Origin of the sequence: Rhodospirillum rubrum ATCC 11170 (assembly GCF_000013085.1) — a bacterium.
Taxonomy (GTDB): Bacteria; Pseudomonadota; Alphaproteobacteria; order Rhodospirillales; family Rhodospirillaceae; genus Rhodospirillum; species Rhodospirillum rubrum.
In genome coordinates this window covers 4177988-4193922 of the sequence record NC_007643.1, presented here as the reverse complement: position 1 = coordinate 4193922, position 15935 = coordinate 4177988, and the positions used below count along the sequence as shown (strand labels likewise).

The 15935-nt window shown below is 68.8% G+C and carries 17 protein-coding genes; 9 read left to right on the top strand and 8 right to left on the bottom strand.

Annotation, left to right across the window (positions count from 1 at the left end):
• Nucleotides 1–125 precede the first annotated feature (125 nt).
• From RRU_RS18860 to RRU_RS18850, 3 genes are read right to left on the bottom strand one after another with little or no spacing between them, the layout of a single operon-like run.
• Nucleotides 126–2669, bottom strand: coding sequence for an ABC transporter permease (locus RRU_RS18860; protein ID WP_011391400.1), 2544 nt, complete (start codon nt 2667–2669; stop codon nt 126–128).
• Nucleotides 2666–3397 carry a class I SAM-dependent methyltransferase gene (locus tag RRU_RS18855; protein WP_011391399.1) on the bottom strand — a complete coding sequence of 244 codons (732 nt, stop codon included), beginning with the start codon at nt 3395–3397 and terminating at the stop codon, nt 2666–2668. The genes RRU_RS18860 and RRU_RS18855 overlap by 4 nt, the downstream gene beginning before the upstream one ends.
• Nucleotides 3394–4134, bottom strand: a complete 741-nt coding sequence (locus RRU_RS18850; RefSeq protein WP_014626632.1) for an ABC transporter ATP-binding protein — start codon at nt 4132–4134, stop codon at nt 3394–3396. Before RRU_RS18850 ends, RRU_RS18855 begins: the two co-directional genes overlap by 4 nt.
• Here RRU_RS18850 and RRU_RS18845 point away from each other — a divergent pair.
• Together RRU_RS18845 and thpR are read left to right on the top strand one after the other, a co-directional pair.
• On the top strand, nt 4133–4828 hold the full coding sequence (locus RRU_RS18845; RefSeq protein WP_014626631.1) for an arylesterase: 696 nt from the start codon (nt 4133–4135) through the stop codon (nt 4826–4828). The two genes, RRU_RS18850 and RRU_RS18845, sit on opposite strands and share 2 nt — an antisense overlap.
• Before the next feature lie 27 nt (nt 4829–4855).
• Nucleotides 4856–5455 carry an RNA 2',3'-cyclic phosphodiesterase gene (thpR, locus tag RRU_RS18840; RefSeq protein WP_011391396.1) on the top strand — a complete coding sequence of 200 codons (600 nt, stop codon included), beginning with the start codon at nt 4856–4858 and terminating at the stop codon, nt 5453–5455.
• Nucleotides 5456–5531: 76 nt separating this feature from the next.
• Here the strand turns inward: thpR and RRU_RS18835 are convergent, their stop codons facing one another.
• Complete coding sequence (locus RRU_RS18835; RefSeq protein WP_011391395.1) at nt 5532–6386, bottom strand: fructosamine kinase family protein; 855 nt, start codon at nt 6384–6386, stop codon at nt 5532–5534.
• A gap of 101 nt (nt 6387–6487) precedes the next feature.
• On the opposite strand from RRU_RS18835, the gene RRU_RS18830 reads away from it, so the two are divergent.
• On the top strand, nt 6488–7102 hold the full coding sequence (locus tag RRU_RS18830) for a tetratricopeptide repeat protein (RefSeq protein WP_011391394.1): 615 nt from the start codon (nt 6488–6490) through the stop codon (nt 7100–7102).
• A 13-nt stretch (nt 7103–7115) separates the two neighbouring features.
• Here RRU_RS18830 and RRU_RS18825 read toward each other — a convergent pair whose 3' ends face one another.
• Complete coding sequence (locus RRU_RS18825; protein WP_011391393.1) at nt 7116–7607, bottom strand: low molecular weight protein-tyrosine-phosphatase; 492 nt, start codon at nt 7605–7607, stop codon at nt 7116–7118.
• 85 nt (nt 7608–7692) lie between these two features.
• Here RRU_RS18825 and cobB point away from each other — a divergent pair, with 85 nt between their 5' ends.
• Together cobB and RRU_RS18815 are read left to right on the top strand one after the other, a co-directional pair.
• Nucleotides 7693–8424: a Sir2 family NAD+-dependent deacetylase gene (cobB, locus tag RRU_RS18820; RefSeq protein WP_011391392.1), complete on the top strand. Its 732-nt coding sequence runs from the start codon at nt 7693–7695 to the stop codon at nt 8422–8424.
• Nucleotides 8421–9020 (top strand): uracil-DNA glycosylase family protein, encoded by a 600-nt coding sequence (locus RRU_RS18815; protein WP_011391391.1) that lies wholly within the window; start codon nt 8421–8423, stop codon nt 9018–9020. The genes cobB and RRU_RS18815 overlap by 4 nt, the downstream gene beginning before the upstream one ends.
• Nucleotides 9021–9148: 128 nt before the next feature.
• Here the strand turns inward: RRU_RS18815 and RRU_RS18810 are convergent, their stop codons facing one another.
• Nucleotides 9149–9814, bottom strand: coding sequence for a nucleotide exchange factor GrpE (locus RRU_RS18810; protein ID WP_011391390.1), 666 nt, complete (start codon nt 9812–9814; stop codon nt 9149–9151).
• A gap of 48 nt (nt 9815–9862) precedes the next feature.
• Nucleotides 9863–10921: a heat-inducible transcriptional repressor HrcA gene (hrcA, locus tag RRU_RS18805; RefSeq protein ID WP_011391389.1), complete on the bottom strand. Its 1059-nt coding sequence runs from the start codon at nt 10919–10921 to the stop codon at nt 9863–9865.
• Nucleotides 10922–11122: 201 nt separating this feature from the next.
• Here hrcA and rph point away from each other — a divergent pair, with 201 nt between their 5' ends.
• From rph to hemW, 3 genes are read left to right on the top strand one after another with little or no spacing between them, the layout of a single operon-like run.
• Nucleotides 11123–11845 (top strand): ribonuclease PH, encoded by a 723-nt coding sequence (gene rph, locus RRU_RS18800; protein WP_011391388.1) that lies wholly within the window; start codon nt 11123–11125, stop codon nt 11843–11845.
• Between the two features lie 30 nt (nt 11846–11875).
• Nucleotides 11876–12481, top strand: a complete 606-nt coding sequence (gene rdgB / locus RRU_RS18795) for an RdgB/HAM1 family non-canonical purine NTP pyrophosphatase (RefSeq protein WP_011391387.1) — start codon at nt 11876–11878, stop codon at nt 12479–12481.
• Entirely contained in the window at nt 12466–13710 is a 1245-nt protein-coding gene (gene hemW, locus RRU_RS18790; RefSeq protein ID WP_011391386.1) for a radical SAM family heme chaperone HemW, read from the top strand. Before rdgB ends, hemW begins: the two co-directional genes overlap by 16 nt.
• On the opposite strand, the gene RRU_RS18785 is transcribed toward hemW, so the two are convergent.
• Nucleotides 13692–14381: a winged helix-turn-helix domain-containing protein gene (locus RRU_RS18785; RefSeq protein ID WP_014626630.1), complete on the bottom strand. Its 690-nt coding sequence runs from the start codon at nt 14379–14381 to the stop codon at nt 13692–13694. The genes hemW and RRU_RS18785 overlap by 19 nt on opposite strands.
• 212 nt (nt 14382–14593) lie before the next feature.
• Here RRU_RS18785 and ribA point away from each other — a divergent pair, with 212 nt between their 5' ends.
• Complete coding sequence (gene ribA, locus RRU_RS18780) at nt 14594–15748, top strand: GTP cyclohydrolase II (RefSeq protein WP_011391384.1); 1155 nt, start codon at nt 14594–14596, stop codon at nt 15746–15748.
• Nucleotides 15749–15935: the final 187 nt, after the last annotated feature.

Below are 15935 nucleotides of genomic sequence, written 5' to 3'. Positions count from 1 at the left end.
TCTGGACAGAGTGCGACGACGCTTTGCTTACCGATCAAGATCCCAGAGCGGCGTGCCTGAGGCAGATTTCACCCACGCCGCTCGAAGAGAATGCGCTTCGCCCCCCCGGGTCTCCCCCGGGGGGGTTATTCGTTGCGCAGAAAGGGCGCGGCCTTGGCGCCCAGCGCCCGCCATGTTCCGGCCAGACCAGCGGCCATCGTCGCCAGAACGCAGCCCACCGCCGTCGTCGCCACCACCCCGGGCAGCAGCACCCAGTCGGCGCGCAGCGCGAAGACCAGCACCCCCCAGGCGGCGACCGAGCCGACCAGGGCGGCGATCAGCCCGGTGGCGAGGCCAAGGATGCCGTATTCGGTGAGATAGGCGCGCAGGATCTGGCCGCGCGTCGCCCCCAGAACCTTCAAGGTGACGGCTTCGCGCAGCCGCCGGCCATGATTGGCGGCAAAGGCCCCGCCCAGCACCACCGCCCCGGCGATCAGGGTCAGAAGGGCGCTGATGCGCACCGCGTTGCCCGCCCCTTCCATGATCGCCGTCACCGTATCCAGGGCATCGCGCACGCGGATCGCCGACACATTGGGCAATACGGCGGCCACCGCCTTGTCGACATCCGAAGCCAGGGCCTCGCTGGCGCGCACGGTGGCGATATAGCTGCGCGGCGCCCCGGCGAAGGCCCCGGGCGAGACGACGAAGGCGAAGTTCATCGTCAGGCTGCCCCAATCGACCTTGCGGGTATTGGCGAGGGTGCCGGTCAGATCGCGGCCCAGGATATTGACCGTCACCGCGTCGCCCGGCGCCAGCCCCATGCCCTCGGCCAGATCGCTGGTCAGCGAGAACAGCGGCGGCCCCTGGTAATCGGCCGGCCACCACGCGCCGGCCTGCAGGGTCGATCCCTCGGGCAGGGTCTCGGCGGTGCTGAAGCCGCGATCGCCGCGCACCGCCCAGCGCGCCTCGGGGGCGATGCGCTCTTCGGCGACCGGCACGCCGTTGAAGGCGCGGATGCGGCCGCGAATCATATCGGCCAGCACCACCTTGGCCCCGGGATCGGCGCCGTGGACCGCGGCTTCGAACGTCGCGGTCTGCTGGGGCTGGATGTCGATGAAGAAAAAGGTCGGCGCCTGGGCCGGGATCCCCTCGCGGATCTGGCGATCAAGATTGCCCTGGATCAGGGCGATGGCGACCAGCACCGACAGCCCAAGCCCCAGCGACAGCACGACGCTGGTCGTCGCCGCCCCCGGCCGGTGCAGATTGGTCAGGGCCAAACGCAGCGCCGGCAGACCCGAAGGGCGCCCGGCGGCCTTGGCCAGCAGGCCGACAAGGGCCGCCGCCCCGCGAAACAGCAGCAGGGCCAGCCCGGCACCGGCGACGAACCACGCCGCCAGCGGCTTGTCATCGGCCGTCGCCACGGCCAAGGCCGCAAGGGTCAGGGCGCCGGCGGCGATCATCAGCCGGTCACGCCAGCGCCCGCCCCGTCCCTTGGCGCTTTCGCCGCGAAACAGCGCCGTCGCCGGAATATCGCGGGCCCGCGACAGGGCGCCCAGACTGAAGACCAGGGCGGTCAGCAGGCCAAAGGCGGCGGCCAGCAACAGCGGACCGGCGAAGACCCCGGCCTCGGCCGGCACCGGCAAGAGATCGGCGAGAAGGGCGATCGCCAGCGGCGGCAGGGCGGCGCCGATCAGAAGGCCGATGCCCACGCCAGCCAGCGAGATCAAGCCGATCTGAATCATATAGACGCGAAAGATCAACCCGGCCGGGGCGCCCAGGCATTTCAGCACGGCGATGGTGCGGATCCGCCCATCCAGGTAAGCCTTCACCGCATTGGCGACACCGATGCCGCCAACCAGCAGCGAGGTCAGGCCGACCAGCACCAAAAACAGCGTCAGGCGATCCAGGAAGCGCTGGGCCCCCGCCCCGGCCTCTTCCGGGCCGCGCAAACGCCAACCGGCCTGCGGATGCTCGGCGGCGAGAATGTCCTTGGCCCGGGCCAGATCGCTACCGCCCTCCAGGCGCAGCAGCCCGTGATATTCCACCAGGCTGCCCGGCTGGATCAGCCCGGTTTTCGCCACCGTCGGCGCCGCCACCATCAGCCGGGGGCCAAAGGAGAAGGCGCCGCCGATGGCATCGGGTTCGCGGGCGATCACCCCGCGCAATTCGACGACCGCGTCGCCGACGCGCAGGCGGTCGCCAACTTTGATCCCCAGGCGGTCGGCCAGGGCCGGCGCCGCCACCGCCCCGGCAAGGCCGTCGCGCTCGGCCAAAGCCCCGGCCAGCGGCTGACCATCGGTCAGCTCGACCGCGCCATACAAGGGATAGCCGGGTTCGACACCCTTCATCTCGACGAGCAGGCGCCGGCCCTCGGCATTGGTCTCGGGCCGGACCATCGCCCGCATCTCGGTATAGCGGGTCAGGGTCCCCAGGCGCTCGAGGGTGGCGATTTCGGCCGCCGAGAGGTCCCGGTACATCAGCCGCAGTTCAAGATCACCGCCCAGCAACTGGCGGGCATTGGCGCTCAGCCCCTCGTCGATGGCGCGATTGACCGAGCCGGCGGCGGCGATGGCGGCGACGCCGATGGCCAGACAGGCGATCAGCACGCGAAAGCCGGAAAGCCCGGCGCGCAATTCGCGCAGGGCGAAGCGCAGGGCCACCGGTCCGCTGGTCAGGCCCGGGGATCTCATCGGTCGTCCTTCCGAAAACTCAGCCAGCCGCGCACCTGCAAGGCCTGGAACACCCCGGCGGGCGGGGTGAAGCCGGCGGCGCCTAGCAAGGCGCCCAGGCGGGCCGGATCGATGGGGTGAATGGCCCGCCGGGCATGGGCAAGGCCGCGATCGATGGCCTCGGCGGCGATGCCGCGCTCGTGCTGCCACAGCGTCCAGGCGTCCTCGATCAGCCCGGCGGGCAAGACCTCGGTGGGCGGCGGCAGGGCGAAATCGGCGATCAGCAAAGGCGCGCCGGGGCGCAGCAGGGCGGCCACCCCGGCCAGCAAGGCCGCCTTGCCATAGGCGGCTTCAGCGGTAGCGGGGCTATCGGGCAAGAAATGGCCGACCAGCAGGCACAGCGCCCCATCGAAGCCGCCAGCGGGCGGCGGCTCGACGGCCTCGACCCGGCCTTCGACCAGGGTGGTTCGCCCCTCCAGCCCGGCCTCGGCCAAACGAAGGCGGGCGAGCGCCAGCATCTCGGCCGCGGGATCGACGCCCACGAACGACCAGCCGGGCTGATGGGGGGCCAGACGCAAGATATCGGTGCCGGTGCCGCAGCCGACCACCAGCAGCCGGGCCTGAGGCGGCACCAGGGCGGCCATGGTGACGGCGGCGATATCGTGAAGCAGGCCGTAGCCGGGGATCGCCCGGCTCACCCGGTCGTCGTAACCCTTCGCCCGCTCGGCGTCGAACCGGGCCGGCGTCATTCCACCGCCGCCAGCAGGCTGTGGGCCGAGCCTTCGCCGCGACCGCTTTCCTCACCGGTGATGCGGCCGTCACGCACATGAACGATGCGGTCGCAGCGCCGCGCCAGATCCATATCATGGGTGATCAGCACCAAGGTGGTGCCGGCGCGCGCCCGCAAATCAAACAGCAGGGCCATGATCTTCTCGCCGGTCTCGCCATCGAGATTACCGGTCGGCTCGTCGGCCAGCAGCAGCCGGGGCTCAGGGGCGAAGGCGCGGGCCAGGGCGACGCGCTGTTGCTCTCCGCCCGACAGCTGACCGGGATAATGACCAAGGCGATGGCCCAGGCCAACGGTTTCCAGGTGATGGCGGGCGCGCTCGAAAGCGTCGCGCCGCCCGGCGAATTCCAGGGGAACGGCGACGTTTTCGAGCGCCGTCATCGTCGGAATCAGGTGGAAGGCCTGAAAGACGATGCCGATGCTGTCGCGGCGAAACAGCGCCAGGGCGTCTTCCGACAGCGCCGTCAGATCCTGGCCGGCCACCACCACCCGGCCGGCGGTGGCGCGCTCCAGCCCGCAGGCGACCATCAGCAGCGAGGTCTTTCCCGACCCCGACGGACCGACGACGCCCAGGGTTTCCCCGGCCGCCACCCGCAGGTCGAGACCGCGCAGAATGTTGACCTCGCCGGCCGGGCCCCTCAGCTTAAGCTGGAGATCCGTGATATCGATCACCGGGGAACCGTCGCGGGAGCCGTCCATGACCATCCTTTCCACACCGATACGCAAGCTCTGGCGATATGGGGCGCGGCCGCGCCTGATCCAAGCGGTTGGCATTGCCCTCAGTCTTATGATCCCTTTGGCCGGGCCGGCCTCGGCCGCCGACCCCATCGTCGTCAGCGCCCTTGGCGACAGCTTGACGGCGGGCTACAACCTGCCCCCCGAGACCGCCTTTCCGGTGCAGCTTGAAGCCGCGCTGCGCGCCAGGGGCCATGACGTGCGGGTGATCAACGCCGGCGTCTCGGGCGACACCTCGGCCGGCGGGCTGGCCCGGCTGGATTGGATGCTGGGCGACCATCCCCAGGCGGTGATCGTCGAACTGGGGGCCAATGACGGATTGCGCGGCCTGGATCCGGCGCGCACCCGCGAGAACCTTGATAGCCTGCTTGGCCGTCTCAAGGCCGAGGGACTGCCGGTGTTGCTGACCGGCATGCTGGCCCCGCCCAATCTGGGCCGCGACTATGGTGCCGCCTTCAACGGGCTGTTTCCCGACCTGGCCGAAAAATACGACACCCTGTTCTATCCGTTTTTCCTCGATGGCGTCGCCCGCGACCCGGCCTTGACCCAGCCCGACGGCCTGCATCCCACCGCCGAGGGCGTGGCGGTGATCGTGGCCAGGATCTTGCCCCAGGCCGAGGCCCTGATCGCCCGGGCCCGCAAGGCCGCCTCGCCCTAAGCCCGCTTAGCATAAGGATAAAAGCCGATGGTGCGTTTGTTCATCGCCCTGACCCTTGACGACTCGCTGCGCGCCCGCTTGAGCGGTCTGGAAGCCGGCATCCCCGGCGCGCGCTGGGCGCCCGCCCAGAACCTTCATGTGACCTTGCGCTTTCTTGGCGAGACCGAGGAGGGACTGGCGCGCGAGATTGATGCCGCCCTGCTGTCGGTGCGGGCCGAGCCCTTCACCCTGCCGATTGCCGGCCTGGGGGTGTTCGGCGGCGAGCGCCGGCCGCGCCTGCTGTGGGCGGGGGTGGAAAAAACACCGGCCCTGACCTTGCTCAAAGGGCGGATCGACGCCGCGCTGCGCGGGCTGGGCGTCGGGCCCGACGAGCATGTTTATTCCCCGCACATCAGCCTCGCCCGCCTCAAGACTCCCGACCCCGAGCGGTTGCGGCGCTTCGTCGAGGCCAATAATCTGTCGGTGCGCGGCTCTTTGACGGTGACAAGCTTCTCGCTGTTTTCCAGCCTGCTGACCGGCGAGGGCCCGCTCTATCGCGAAGAGGCGGTCTATCCCTTGGCCGCTTACCGCCCCGAGGCCCTAGATCAAACTGCGTTAAAGGAGTCTCCTTTAACGCAGAAACTTTGATCTAGAGTCTATAATTTGGAGCGGCGATAACGCGGAAAACCGGTACCCACTTTTCCGCTCGCCGCTCTGGGGCCGCTCACAGGCCAAAACGGCTGAGCAGGCGGTCGACCTGGGAACCATAGCCGCCGCCAAACAGCCGGACATGGACAAGCAGCGGATACAGCGTGTACAGCACCCGCCTTTCCTCGAAAAATCCCGGCTCTATCGGCAAAAATCGCTGATAGTGGTCGAAAAAAACGTCATCAAGCGTGGAAAACAGCGTGCCAAAGGCCAGTTCCACCGGATGGCTATAAGACGGCGCCGGATCGATCAGGGCGGCCACTTTACCGCCCCGGCACAACACATTGCCGCCCCACAGATCGCCATGGATCAGACTGGGGTGGGGCGGTTCGATCAGCCAGCGCTCAAGGCGGCCGGCCAGGGTTTCCACCCGTTTGGCCAGCGCGATGGGCAGCCGCCCCGCCGCCACCCCTTGCGCCGCCATCGCCAGCAGCCGGTGCTCGGCGAAAAAGGCGATCCAGCGCGGCCCTTGCGGATTGGGCTGAACCAGCCCCCCCACCGCCGTGGCGCATTCAAAGCCGAAAAACGGCTGGGGCTGGGCATGGAGGGCGGCCAGCACCCGGGCGAGATCTTCTTGGGCCGGCCCCGCCAAGGCCTCGCCCGCCTCGACCTGGGCCATCACCAGCACCGCGTCCTCGGCCAGCCACACCTTGGGCACCGGCACCCCGGCGGCGGCCAATCGGCCGAGTTGGGCGCCTTCAGAGGCCAGATCGGCCCCTTTCGCGCCCAGCTTGATCACCAGCCGTCGCCCATCGGCGCAGCGCGCGGCGCGCACCTCGGCGATGTCTCCGCCGGACAAGGCGTGATCCTCGAGCAGGGGCGTTCCCAGCAAGGCGGCAAGGCGCTCGCGCAGGGCGGGGGTCAGGGGCATCGGCACTCTCTCCCGGACGTCTTCCGGCTTGGCCCTTGGCGGGGGGCGGCGGTCGCGGTAGGCTTGGCCCGCCGCCCGGATCACAGTCCCAGGATATGCCCATGCCCGCTCGTCACAAAGGCCGCCCAGGCCTCCTGTCGATCCCTTTCGCCTTGGGATTGGCTCTGACGACCGCCGGGCTTGGCGGCTGTTCCGCCTTCAAGCCGGTTGAGCCCCCCGCCGCCGAGGCCGGTGCCTTTGATATCGACGCCTCGCGCGACGCCCTGGCCCGGGCGGAAGCCGCCGAACGGGCCGGCGATCCCCGGGGCGCGGCCGCGCTCTATCGCAGCGCCGCCGAGCGCTGGCCGACCACCCAGGCCGCCTGGTCGGGGCTGGCCCGGGTGTCGGAGGCGACCGGCGATGAGGCCAGCTTGCATACCGCCCGCTTCTTCGAGGAACGGGTGGTCGATTACGACACCATGCATCCCCGTCAGGCGCGCATGGCCTTCGTCACCCTGCGCGACAGCCCCCCCGCCGATCAGCCCGAGCTTGGCCTATGGGCCGGGCGGATGGTCGCCTTCTATGAATACAAGGACGCCTACCAGATCCGCTCGGCCTTCGACTCCCGCACCCCGCGCTCGTGGATCGAGCGCAACGCCATCTATCCGGTGGCGGTGGGCAGCGTTGGCGGCATCCTTTACGGCGTGGGCAAATCCTTCAAGACCCTGAGCGACTGACGACCGGCGGTTTTTAGGATTTTCCGGAGACGAGAGGGGCGGCGTTCAGCCGGGTGACCAGCCCGTCGCAGGCGTCTTCGATACGATCGAGCACGTCATCAAAACCGCCGGCCCCGCCATAATAGGGATCGGGCACATCCGTGCCGACCCAGGGCGACGAGGCGTGATCCATCAGCAGCGCCAGCCGATCGCGCCGCGCCGGCGGACATAGGCGGCGCAAGGCCGCCAGATGGCCGGCATCGAGCGCCAGGATCAGGTCGAAGGTTTCGAAGTCATCGGCCCGCACCTGACGGGCGATCTGGCCCTCGAAGCGATAGCCGCGCCGCCGCGCCGCCTCCGCCGACCGGCCGTCGGCGGGCTCGCCCACGTGATAGCCGGCGGTCCCGGCGCTATCGACAAAAACCCGCTCCCCCAAACCGGCGGCCTGGGCCTTGGCCCGGAACACAACCTCGGCGGTGGGCGAGCGGCAGATATTGCCGGTGCAGACGAAAAGAATACGATGCATCGGTTCCCTCTCCGGGCCGTTTCCCTGGCCCGCCCTGTTTTACCACGGCGCCCAAGGGATGGCGAAAAAAGGAAAGATGATAGTCATGACCGGTCTGCTGCCTTGCCCCATCGTCATCCTGACCGGGGCCGGTGTTTCCAAGGAATCGGGACTGGACACCTTCCGCGATCGCGATGGCGTCTGGGCGCGGGTGCGGCTGGAGGACGTGGCGACCCCCGAAGGCTTCGCCCGCGACCCCGCCCTGGTCCAGGCCTTTTATAACGACCGCCGGCGCGGCCTGCTTGATCCGAGTTGCCTGCCCAATCCCGCCCACGAGGCCCTGGCCCGCCTGGAGCGCGAGTGGCCCGACGAGGTGCTGATCGTCACCCAGAACATCGACGATCTGCACGAGCGAGCCGGATCGCGCCAGCTTATCCACATGCACGGCGAATTGACCAAGGCGCGCTGCCTGGACTGCGGCGCGGTGCTCGACTGGCGGGCCGATCTGGGCGAAAGCGACGGCTGCCCGGCCTGCGCCACGGTCGGGACCTTACGGCCCCATATCGTGTGGTTCGGGGAAATTCCCCTCGAAATGGAGCGCATTCAAGACGCCCTCTCGACCTGCGGGCTGTTCCTCTCGATCGGCACCTCCGGCAACGTCTATCCGGCCGCCGGCTTCGTCCGTCAGGCCCGCTTCGAGGGCGCGGCCCATACGGTCGAACTGAACCTGGAACCCAGCCTGGGGGCGACGCTGTTCGAGGAAAGCCTGTATGGCCCGGCCAGCGAGGTGGTTCCGGCCTATGTGGAGCGCTTGCTGGGCGCCGTGGCCGGGCGATGACGCCTCCGGACGCGGAGGCCGAGGCGGCGCTGGCGGCCGTCGTCGCCCGGGCCGAGGCCTGCACCCTCTGCGCCGCCCATCTGCCGCTCGGCCCCCGGCCGGTGTTTCGCGTCTCGGTAACGGCGCGGCTGCTGATCGTCGGTCAGGCGCCCGGCACCCGCGTCCATGCCACCGGCATCCCGTGGAACGACGCCAGCGGCGACCGGCTGCGCGCCTGGATGGGGGTGGATCGCGAGACCTTCTATGACGCGCGCCGCATCGCCGTGGTGCCGACCGGGCTGTGTTACCCCGGGCGGCTGGCCAAGGGCGGCGACGCCCCGCCCCGGCCCGACTGCGCCCCCTTGTGGCAGCCGGCCTTCCGCGCCGTCCTTCCAGGGATCGCCCTGACCCTGCTGGTCGGCGGCTATGCCCAGGGTTTTTACCTGGGGCGGCGCGACAGCATGACCGAGCGCGTCCACCGCTTCGACCAGGGCGACCCCGCCTTCTTCCCGCTTCCCCATCCAAGCTGGCGCAACACCGCCTGGATCAATCGCCATCCCTGGTTCGAAGCCGAGGTGTTGCCCGCCCTGCGCGAGCGGGTCGCCGCCCTGCTCTGAGGGCGAAAAAAGCGGCGGACGCTGGTTTGCGCCCGCCGCTGTCGATCAAGCCGATAAAGGCTCGCAAATAGAGGGATGGTGAAGAAAATCGTCGTCGCACTCTGGTCCAGAGCGCTCGGAGATTTTTTCTAGACGGTGGTGTTGACGCCGCCGTCGGCGCTGTCGGCGGCGGGCTTGGGCTCGCGCTTGGGGCCGCCCCGCGACACCACGACCATCGCCGGACGCAGCAGGCGGTCATGGATGACATAGCCGTCCTGCAGCACCGAGACGATGGTGGCATTGGGCACCGCCGTGTTTTCGACTTCCTGCACCGCCTGATGGAAATGCGGATCGAAGGCCTCGTTCAGCGCCTCGACCCGGCGGATTTGATATTGGGCCAGGGCGTTTTCCAGTTCCTTGGCCGTCAGTTCCACGCCGAAGGCGAGGTTCTTGACCATCTCGTTGCCGCCGCGCGCCTCCTCCGGAACGGACAGCAGGGCGCGGCCGAGGTTATCGGCGACGCCAAGAACGGCCTTGGCGAAGTTCGATACCGCGTAGCGGCTGTTATCCTCGATGCGCTTGTCGGCCATCCGCTTGGCGTTCTGAGCCTCGGCCAGGGCGCGCAGATACTCTTCCTTCAAGCGACGATTATCGTCTTCCAGGGCGGTGATCCGCTCCTCGAGGTCGGCCCGGGCGATCGCCTCGGCCGCCTCGGCGACCGCCGCGGTGGTGTCATCGGCGGCGGCGGCGGGAGAGGCGGGAGCGGACGAGTCCTGAGGGGTCCGGCTTTCGGGCGTGTCGTTGTGCTGCGGCATGGCGCGTTCCGTCTTCCAGTCGTCTTCAGGGTTTCAAGGAAAGCCGCTTCAGCCGATCATCCGGCTGATCACCTTGGAGGTGTAATCCACCAAGGGAATGATGCGGCGGTAATTGATGCGGGTGGGACCGATAACGCCAATGGCGCCAACGATCTCTTCCCGGCTGTTCTGATAAGGGGCGACGATCATGGAGCAGCCCGAGACGGAAAACAACTCGTTCTCCGCTCCGATAAAGATCTGAACGCCCTCGGCCAGATTGACCATATCAAGGATTCTCAGAACCTGTTCCTTGGTTTCCAGGGTATCGAACAGATCGCGGATGCGTTCCAGATCCTCCAGGGCGGTGACATCGGCCAAAAGATGGCTTTGGCCGCGCACGATCAGCTCGCCGCCGCGCGTCCCCCCCGACCATGTCGCCATGCCGGTTTCGACCACGCGCTGGGCGAGATCGTCCAGGGCGCTGCGATGGCTGTCGAGTTCCTCTTGAATCTCCGAGCGCGCCTCTTCCAGGGTGCGTCCGGTCAGCCGGGCGTTCAGGTAATTGGTGGCCTCGGCCAGGGCGCTGGGCGGCAGGCCCTGGGGCACCTCAAGCACGCGGTTTTCGACAAGGCCGTTTTCGGTGATCATGATCACCATCGCCCGCCCGGGGCCGAGCGGCACGAATTCGATGTGCTTGAGGGCGCTGTCGGTCTTGGGGGCGAGCACCAGCCCGGCGCAGCGCGCCAGCCCCGACAGCAGCGAGGTCGCGTCGCTCAGCATGTCGTCAAGGTTCTTGCCGGCGGCCTGAACCCGGCCATCGATATGGCGGCGCTCTTCCGAGGTCAGCCCGCCCAATTCCATCAGGCCGTTGACGAACAGGCGCAGCCCGGCATCGGTGGGCAGGCGCCCGGCCGAGGTATGGGGGGCATAAAGCAGCCCCAAGTCCTCAAGGTCGGCCATGACATTGCGGATGGTGGCGGGCGACAGGGCCACCGTCAGGCGCCGCGACAAGGTGCGCGAGCCGACCGGCTCGCCGGTTTCCACATAGGTTTCCACGATCTGGCCGAAGATCTGGCGGGAGCGCTCATCCAGTTCGGTCACGATGCCGCCGCGACCCGTCACCACCATCGGTCCCAACCTCCTGCCGTCGATCTTAAAGGGACGCCCTTTAAGGACCCTGTCGTCAAGGTAGGGCGCTCCCGACCCCCGGTCAACGGGGCGAGCGCCGCCGCTTCTCCCCATCGGCCGGGCGAAACCCTTGCGGCGGCCGGCGCGGACCTCTAGCTTGCCGGCAAACATCCCCCTTTCCTCCTCGTAAGGACCATCTCCATGAGACCCTCCGGTCGCGCCGTCGACAGCCTGCGCTCCATCGTTCTCGAGCCGGGCTATTCCAAGCATGCCGAAGGATCGTGCATGGCCCGCTTCGGCGATACCCATGTGCTGTGCACCGCCTCGATCGAGGAGCGGGTGCCGGGCTGGATGCGCGGCGGCGGCAAGGGCTGGGTGACCGCCGAATACGGCATGCTGCCGCGCTCGACCCATACCCGCACCGACCGCGAGGCGGCGCGCGGGCGCCAAAGCGGCCGCACCCAGGAAATTCAGCGCCTGATCGGCCGCTCGCTGCGCTCAGTCACCGACCTGAAAAAGATCGGCGAAATCCAGATCCGCCTGGATTGCGATGTCATCCAGGCCGATGGCGGCACCCGCACCGCCGCCATCACCGGATCGTGGGTGGCGCTTTATCAGGCGCTGGCGCGCTTCGAGAAGCTGGGCCTTGGCGCCCTGCCGCCGCTGACCGACCATGTGGCGGCGGTGTCTTGCGGCCTGTGCGATGGCGTGGCCGTGCTCGATCTTGATTACGCCGAGGACAGCACGGCCCAGGCCGATGCCAATTTCGTTTTGACCGGTACCGGCGGCATCGTCGAGATCCAGGGCACGGCCGAAACCTCGCCCTTCGCCCAGGCCCAGTTCATGGAGTTGCTGGCCCTGGCGCAAAAAGGCATCACCGAGTTGGTCGCCCTGCAGAAGGCGGCCCTCGCCAGCTTGCGCTAATTCTTTTCCGTTTCCCCCGATCAGGACCTGATGGCCATGTCGCGTCGCCTTGTTGAAAGTCCGCTGGTCGTTGCCAGCCATAACGCCGGAAAGGTCCGCGAGATCGCCGAGTTGATCGCGCCCTTCGGCCTGGAAGCGCGATCGGCGGCCAGCCTCGATCTGCCCGAACCCGAGGAAACCGGATCGAGCTTCGTCGAAAACGCCCTGCTCAAGGCCCATGCGGCGGCCCGGGCCACCGGTCTGCCCGCCCTGGCCGATGATTCCGGGCTGGCCGTCAGCGCCCTGGGCGGCGATCCCGGCATCTACTCGGCGCGATGGGCCGGTCCGACCAAGGACTTCGCCTTGGCCATGGCGACGATTAATCATCTCCTAGGAGACAATCCCGACCGCAGCGCCCATTTCGTCTGCGCCCTCGCCCTGGCTTGGCCCGATGGTCATGCCGAGACCTTCGAGGGCCGGGTCGACGGCGTGCTGGTCTGGCCACCGCGCGGCGATCAGGGCTTTGGCTATGATCCGATGTTCCTGGGCGAGGGCGCGGCCGAAACCTTTGGCGAGATGGACCCGGCGGCCAAACACGCCATCAGCCACCGCGCCCGCGCCTTCGCCTTGCTGGTGGCGGCATGCCTGGGCGGCTGAGCCCCCCTGCCACCGCCGTCGCCACCGCCGTCGGGGCCCAGGGGGACGAGGGCTTCGGCGTTTATGTCCATTGGCCGTTCTGCCTGTCGAAATGCCCCTATTGCGACTTCAACAGCCATGTCGCCGCCGCCCCCCTTGATCAGGCGGCGTGGCGCCAGGGGCTGCTTCGCGATCTGGAAACCCAGGCCGGAGCCCTGCCGCCCCGGCAACGCCGTCTGACCAGCGTCTTCTTTGGCGGCGGCACGCCCTCGCTGATGGACCCGGCGACGGTGGGCGCGGTGATCGACAAGGCGCTCGCGCTGTGGCCGGTGGCCGATGATCTGGAAATCACCCTGGAAGCCAATCCGGGCACGGTGGAGCGCGGGCGCTTCGCCGATTTCCGCCAAGCCGGCGTCACCCGCCTCTCCCTTGGCGTCCAGTCGCTCGAGGACGAGGCCCTGCGCTTCCTTGGGCGCCGCCATGACGCCGCCGGCGCCCTGGCCGCCCTGGAGACGGCGCGCGCCCTGTTCGAGCGCTTCTCGTTCGATCTGATCTATGCCCGCCCCGGTCAGACCCTGGACGCCTGGGAGGATGAACTGGCCCGGGCCGTAGCCCTCGGCCCCAGCCATCTGTCGGTCTATCAATTAACCATCGAGGCCGGCACCCGGTTTTTCGCCGAACACGCCCGGGGCGCCTTCGTTCTGCCCGACGAGGACCTGGGGGCGGCGCTGTTCGAGCTGACCCGCCAACGCCTGACCGAGGCCGGCCTGCCGGCCTATGAGGTTTCCAACCACGCCCGCCCCGGCGAGGAATCGCGCCACAACCTGATCTATTGGCGCGGCGGCGAGTATCTGGGCGTCGGCCCGGGGGCCCATGGCCGCCTGACCAGCGCCACGGACGAAGGCGCCTTTCAGGCCACCGTCGCCCACCGCGCCCCCGAGGTCTGGCTGCGCCACGTAAGCCAGCAGGGTCACGGCCTGAAAAGCACCACGGCGATTGACCGCCGCCAGCGCGCCGAGGAAATGGTGATGATGGGCCTGCGCCTCGAGGAGGGGCTGGTGGAAGAGCGCCTTCTGCGCCTGACCGGCCTGGGCTTCGCCGAGGTGCTTGATGCCGGCGGGCTGGCGATGGCCAGCGAAGAAGGCCTGCTCCACCGCCCCGCCCCGGGCGTTCTGCGGGCGACCGGCGCCGGGATGGCGGTGCTCAACGCCCTGACCGCCGCCCTTCTCGCTTACGATCCCAACCGATAGCCGCCGTCTTCGGTCAGCAGCACGCGGGCTTTGACCGGATCGGCCTCCATCTTGCGCCGCAGGCGATAGATGTGGGTTTCCAGGGTGTGGGTGGTGATGCCGGCGCCATAGCCCCATACCTCGTGAAGCAGGGTCTCGCGGTCAACCGCCTTGCCGCCGGCCCGGCATAGGAAGGCCAGGATGCCGGTTTCCTTTTCGGTCAGGCGCAGGCTGCGCCCCTCCCCGGGGCCGACCAGCATCTTGTCGGCGGGCTGGAAACGGTAAGGGCCAACGATGAAGCTTTCCTCGCCTCCGCCCTCCTTCGCCTTCATCCGCGCCCGCAGCAGGGCAAGCAGCGCGCCCAGGCGCACCGGCTTGTCGACCCTTTCGACCGGTCCCAGATCGGTAGGCGGCGGCGGGGCTCCGGGGCCGGCCAGAAGGACCAGCGGCGCTTCGATCCCGGCCTCGCGCAGGGCCCGGCACACCGTTTCTCCGCCCCCGGCGCCCTCCCCGGCCCCCAGATCGACCAGCAGCAGATCGAAGACCGCGGTCGCCGCTCGCTCCAGGGCCTGGGCCAGCGAGGTCACCTCGTCGACGGGGCCGAAATCCTCCTGGGCGCGCAGTTGCTCCCCCAGCGCGCGACGAAAACTGTCGTCTTCGACAACCAGGAGCAGGCGCTTGCCGGACGTCATGGTTTGTTGCACTCTCCGTTCTTTCCGCAGGGTCCTTGATACCATCGCCGAGGTGTTTTTGGTACATAAGCTGGCGCGGGCGGCGCGGCCCCCGGGGCCCTCGCAAGGACGCGGCCTTTCCATAGCCCCCCTCCCCGCCCTATCTATGAGCCGGCCCCCGACCCGGCGCCTTTTTCCGGCGCGGCTTTTCGCACCCAAGTTGGACAGGTTCCGTGACCGATAACGCCCCTTGCGTCCCCTTCGCCTCCGCCGCCGCCGATCCGCTCGCCGACACCGGCCGATTGCTCGCCCGCGTCGACCGGGGATTGGCCGAATTGCGCCTGGGCGCGGCGGTGACGATTACCGGCGATGACGGCCGATTGATGGCGCTGGCGGCGGAATCCGCCTCGGCGCAGACCCTGGCCGATCTGGCCGCCCTCGGCCCTTCGCCCAGGGTGATTCTGACCGGCCGGCGGGCCTCGGTGCTCGGTCTGGCGCCGGCGGCGACAACGCCGGTGGCCGTCACCCTGAAGGGCGGGCTGGACGTTGGAGCGATTTGCCGGCTGGCCGATCCCTGCCTTGATCTGGACGGGCCCTTGCCGGCGATCGCCGCCGTCGACCCGATCGCCGGCGATGGATCGGCCGGAGCGGCGGTGGTTCTGGCCAAGCTGGCCCGCCTGTTGCCCGCCGCCGTGGTGGTCGCCCTGGAGGGCGCCGGCCCGCCGGCGACCGACCCCGCCGCCCCCCTCGCCTTCGCTCTGGCCGCCACGGATATCTTGCGTTACCAGACCGCCGCCGCCCGGTCGCTGCGCAAGGTGAGCGAGGCGCGGGTTCCCTTGGCCGGGGCCGAGCACACCCGCATCCTGGCCTTCCGCCCTTCGGACGGCGGAACCGAGCATCTGGCGATCATCGTCGGCGAGCCCGATTCCTTGCAGCCGGTTCTCACCCGCCTGCATTCCGAATGTTTCACCGGCGATCTTCTGGGGTCGCTGCGCTGCGATTGCGGCGACCAGCTGCGCGGTGCCCTTGACGCCATCGCCGCGGAGGGCAGCGGCGTGCTGCTGTATCTGGCCCAGGAAGGCCGGGGCATCGGGCTGGTCAACAAGCTGCGCGCCTATCAGCTGCAAGACCAGGGCTTTGATACCCTTGATGCCAATGGCCAGCTTGGCTTCGATGACGACGAGCGCATCTATCTGCCCGCCGCCGAGATCCTGCGCCAGCTTGGCATTTCGCGGGTCCGGCTTCTGACCAATAATCCGCTGAAGGTCGAGGCGCTTGGCCGCCACGCCATCACCGTGGTCGAGCGCGTTCCCCATATCTATGAACCCAACCCCTATAACCTGCGCTACCTGCAGACCAAGGCCCGGCGCAGCGGTCATCTGTTTTAGGGGGGTGTTTTAGGGCGGATGTTTTGGGGTGGGCGCCGGTCGTTCCTGCCCCTTGCGCCGGCCCGGATCGGCATATCCTGCCCACCTCGGGGTTTTTTCCGCCCGTGATCCGGCGCCGAACGCCCTGCCGAAAGCCCGGCAACCCGGGGGCGACTCGGCGCTGAAAGGCCGATCGGGGAGCAAATTG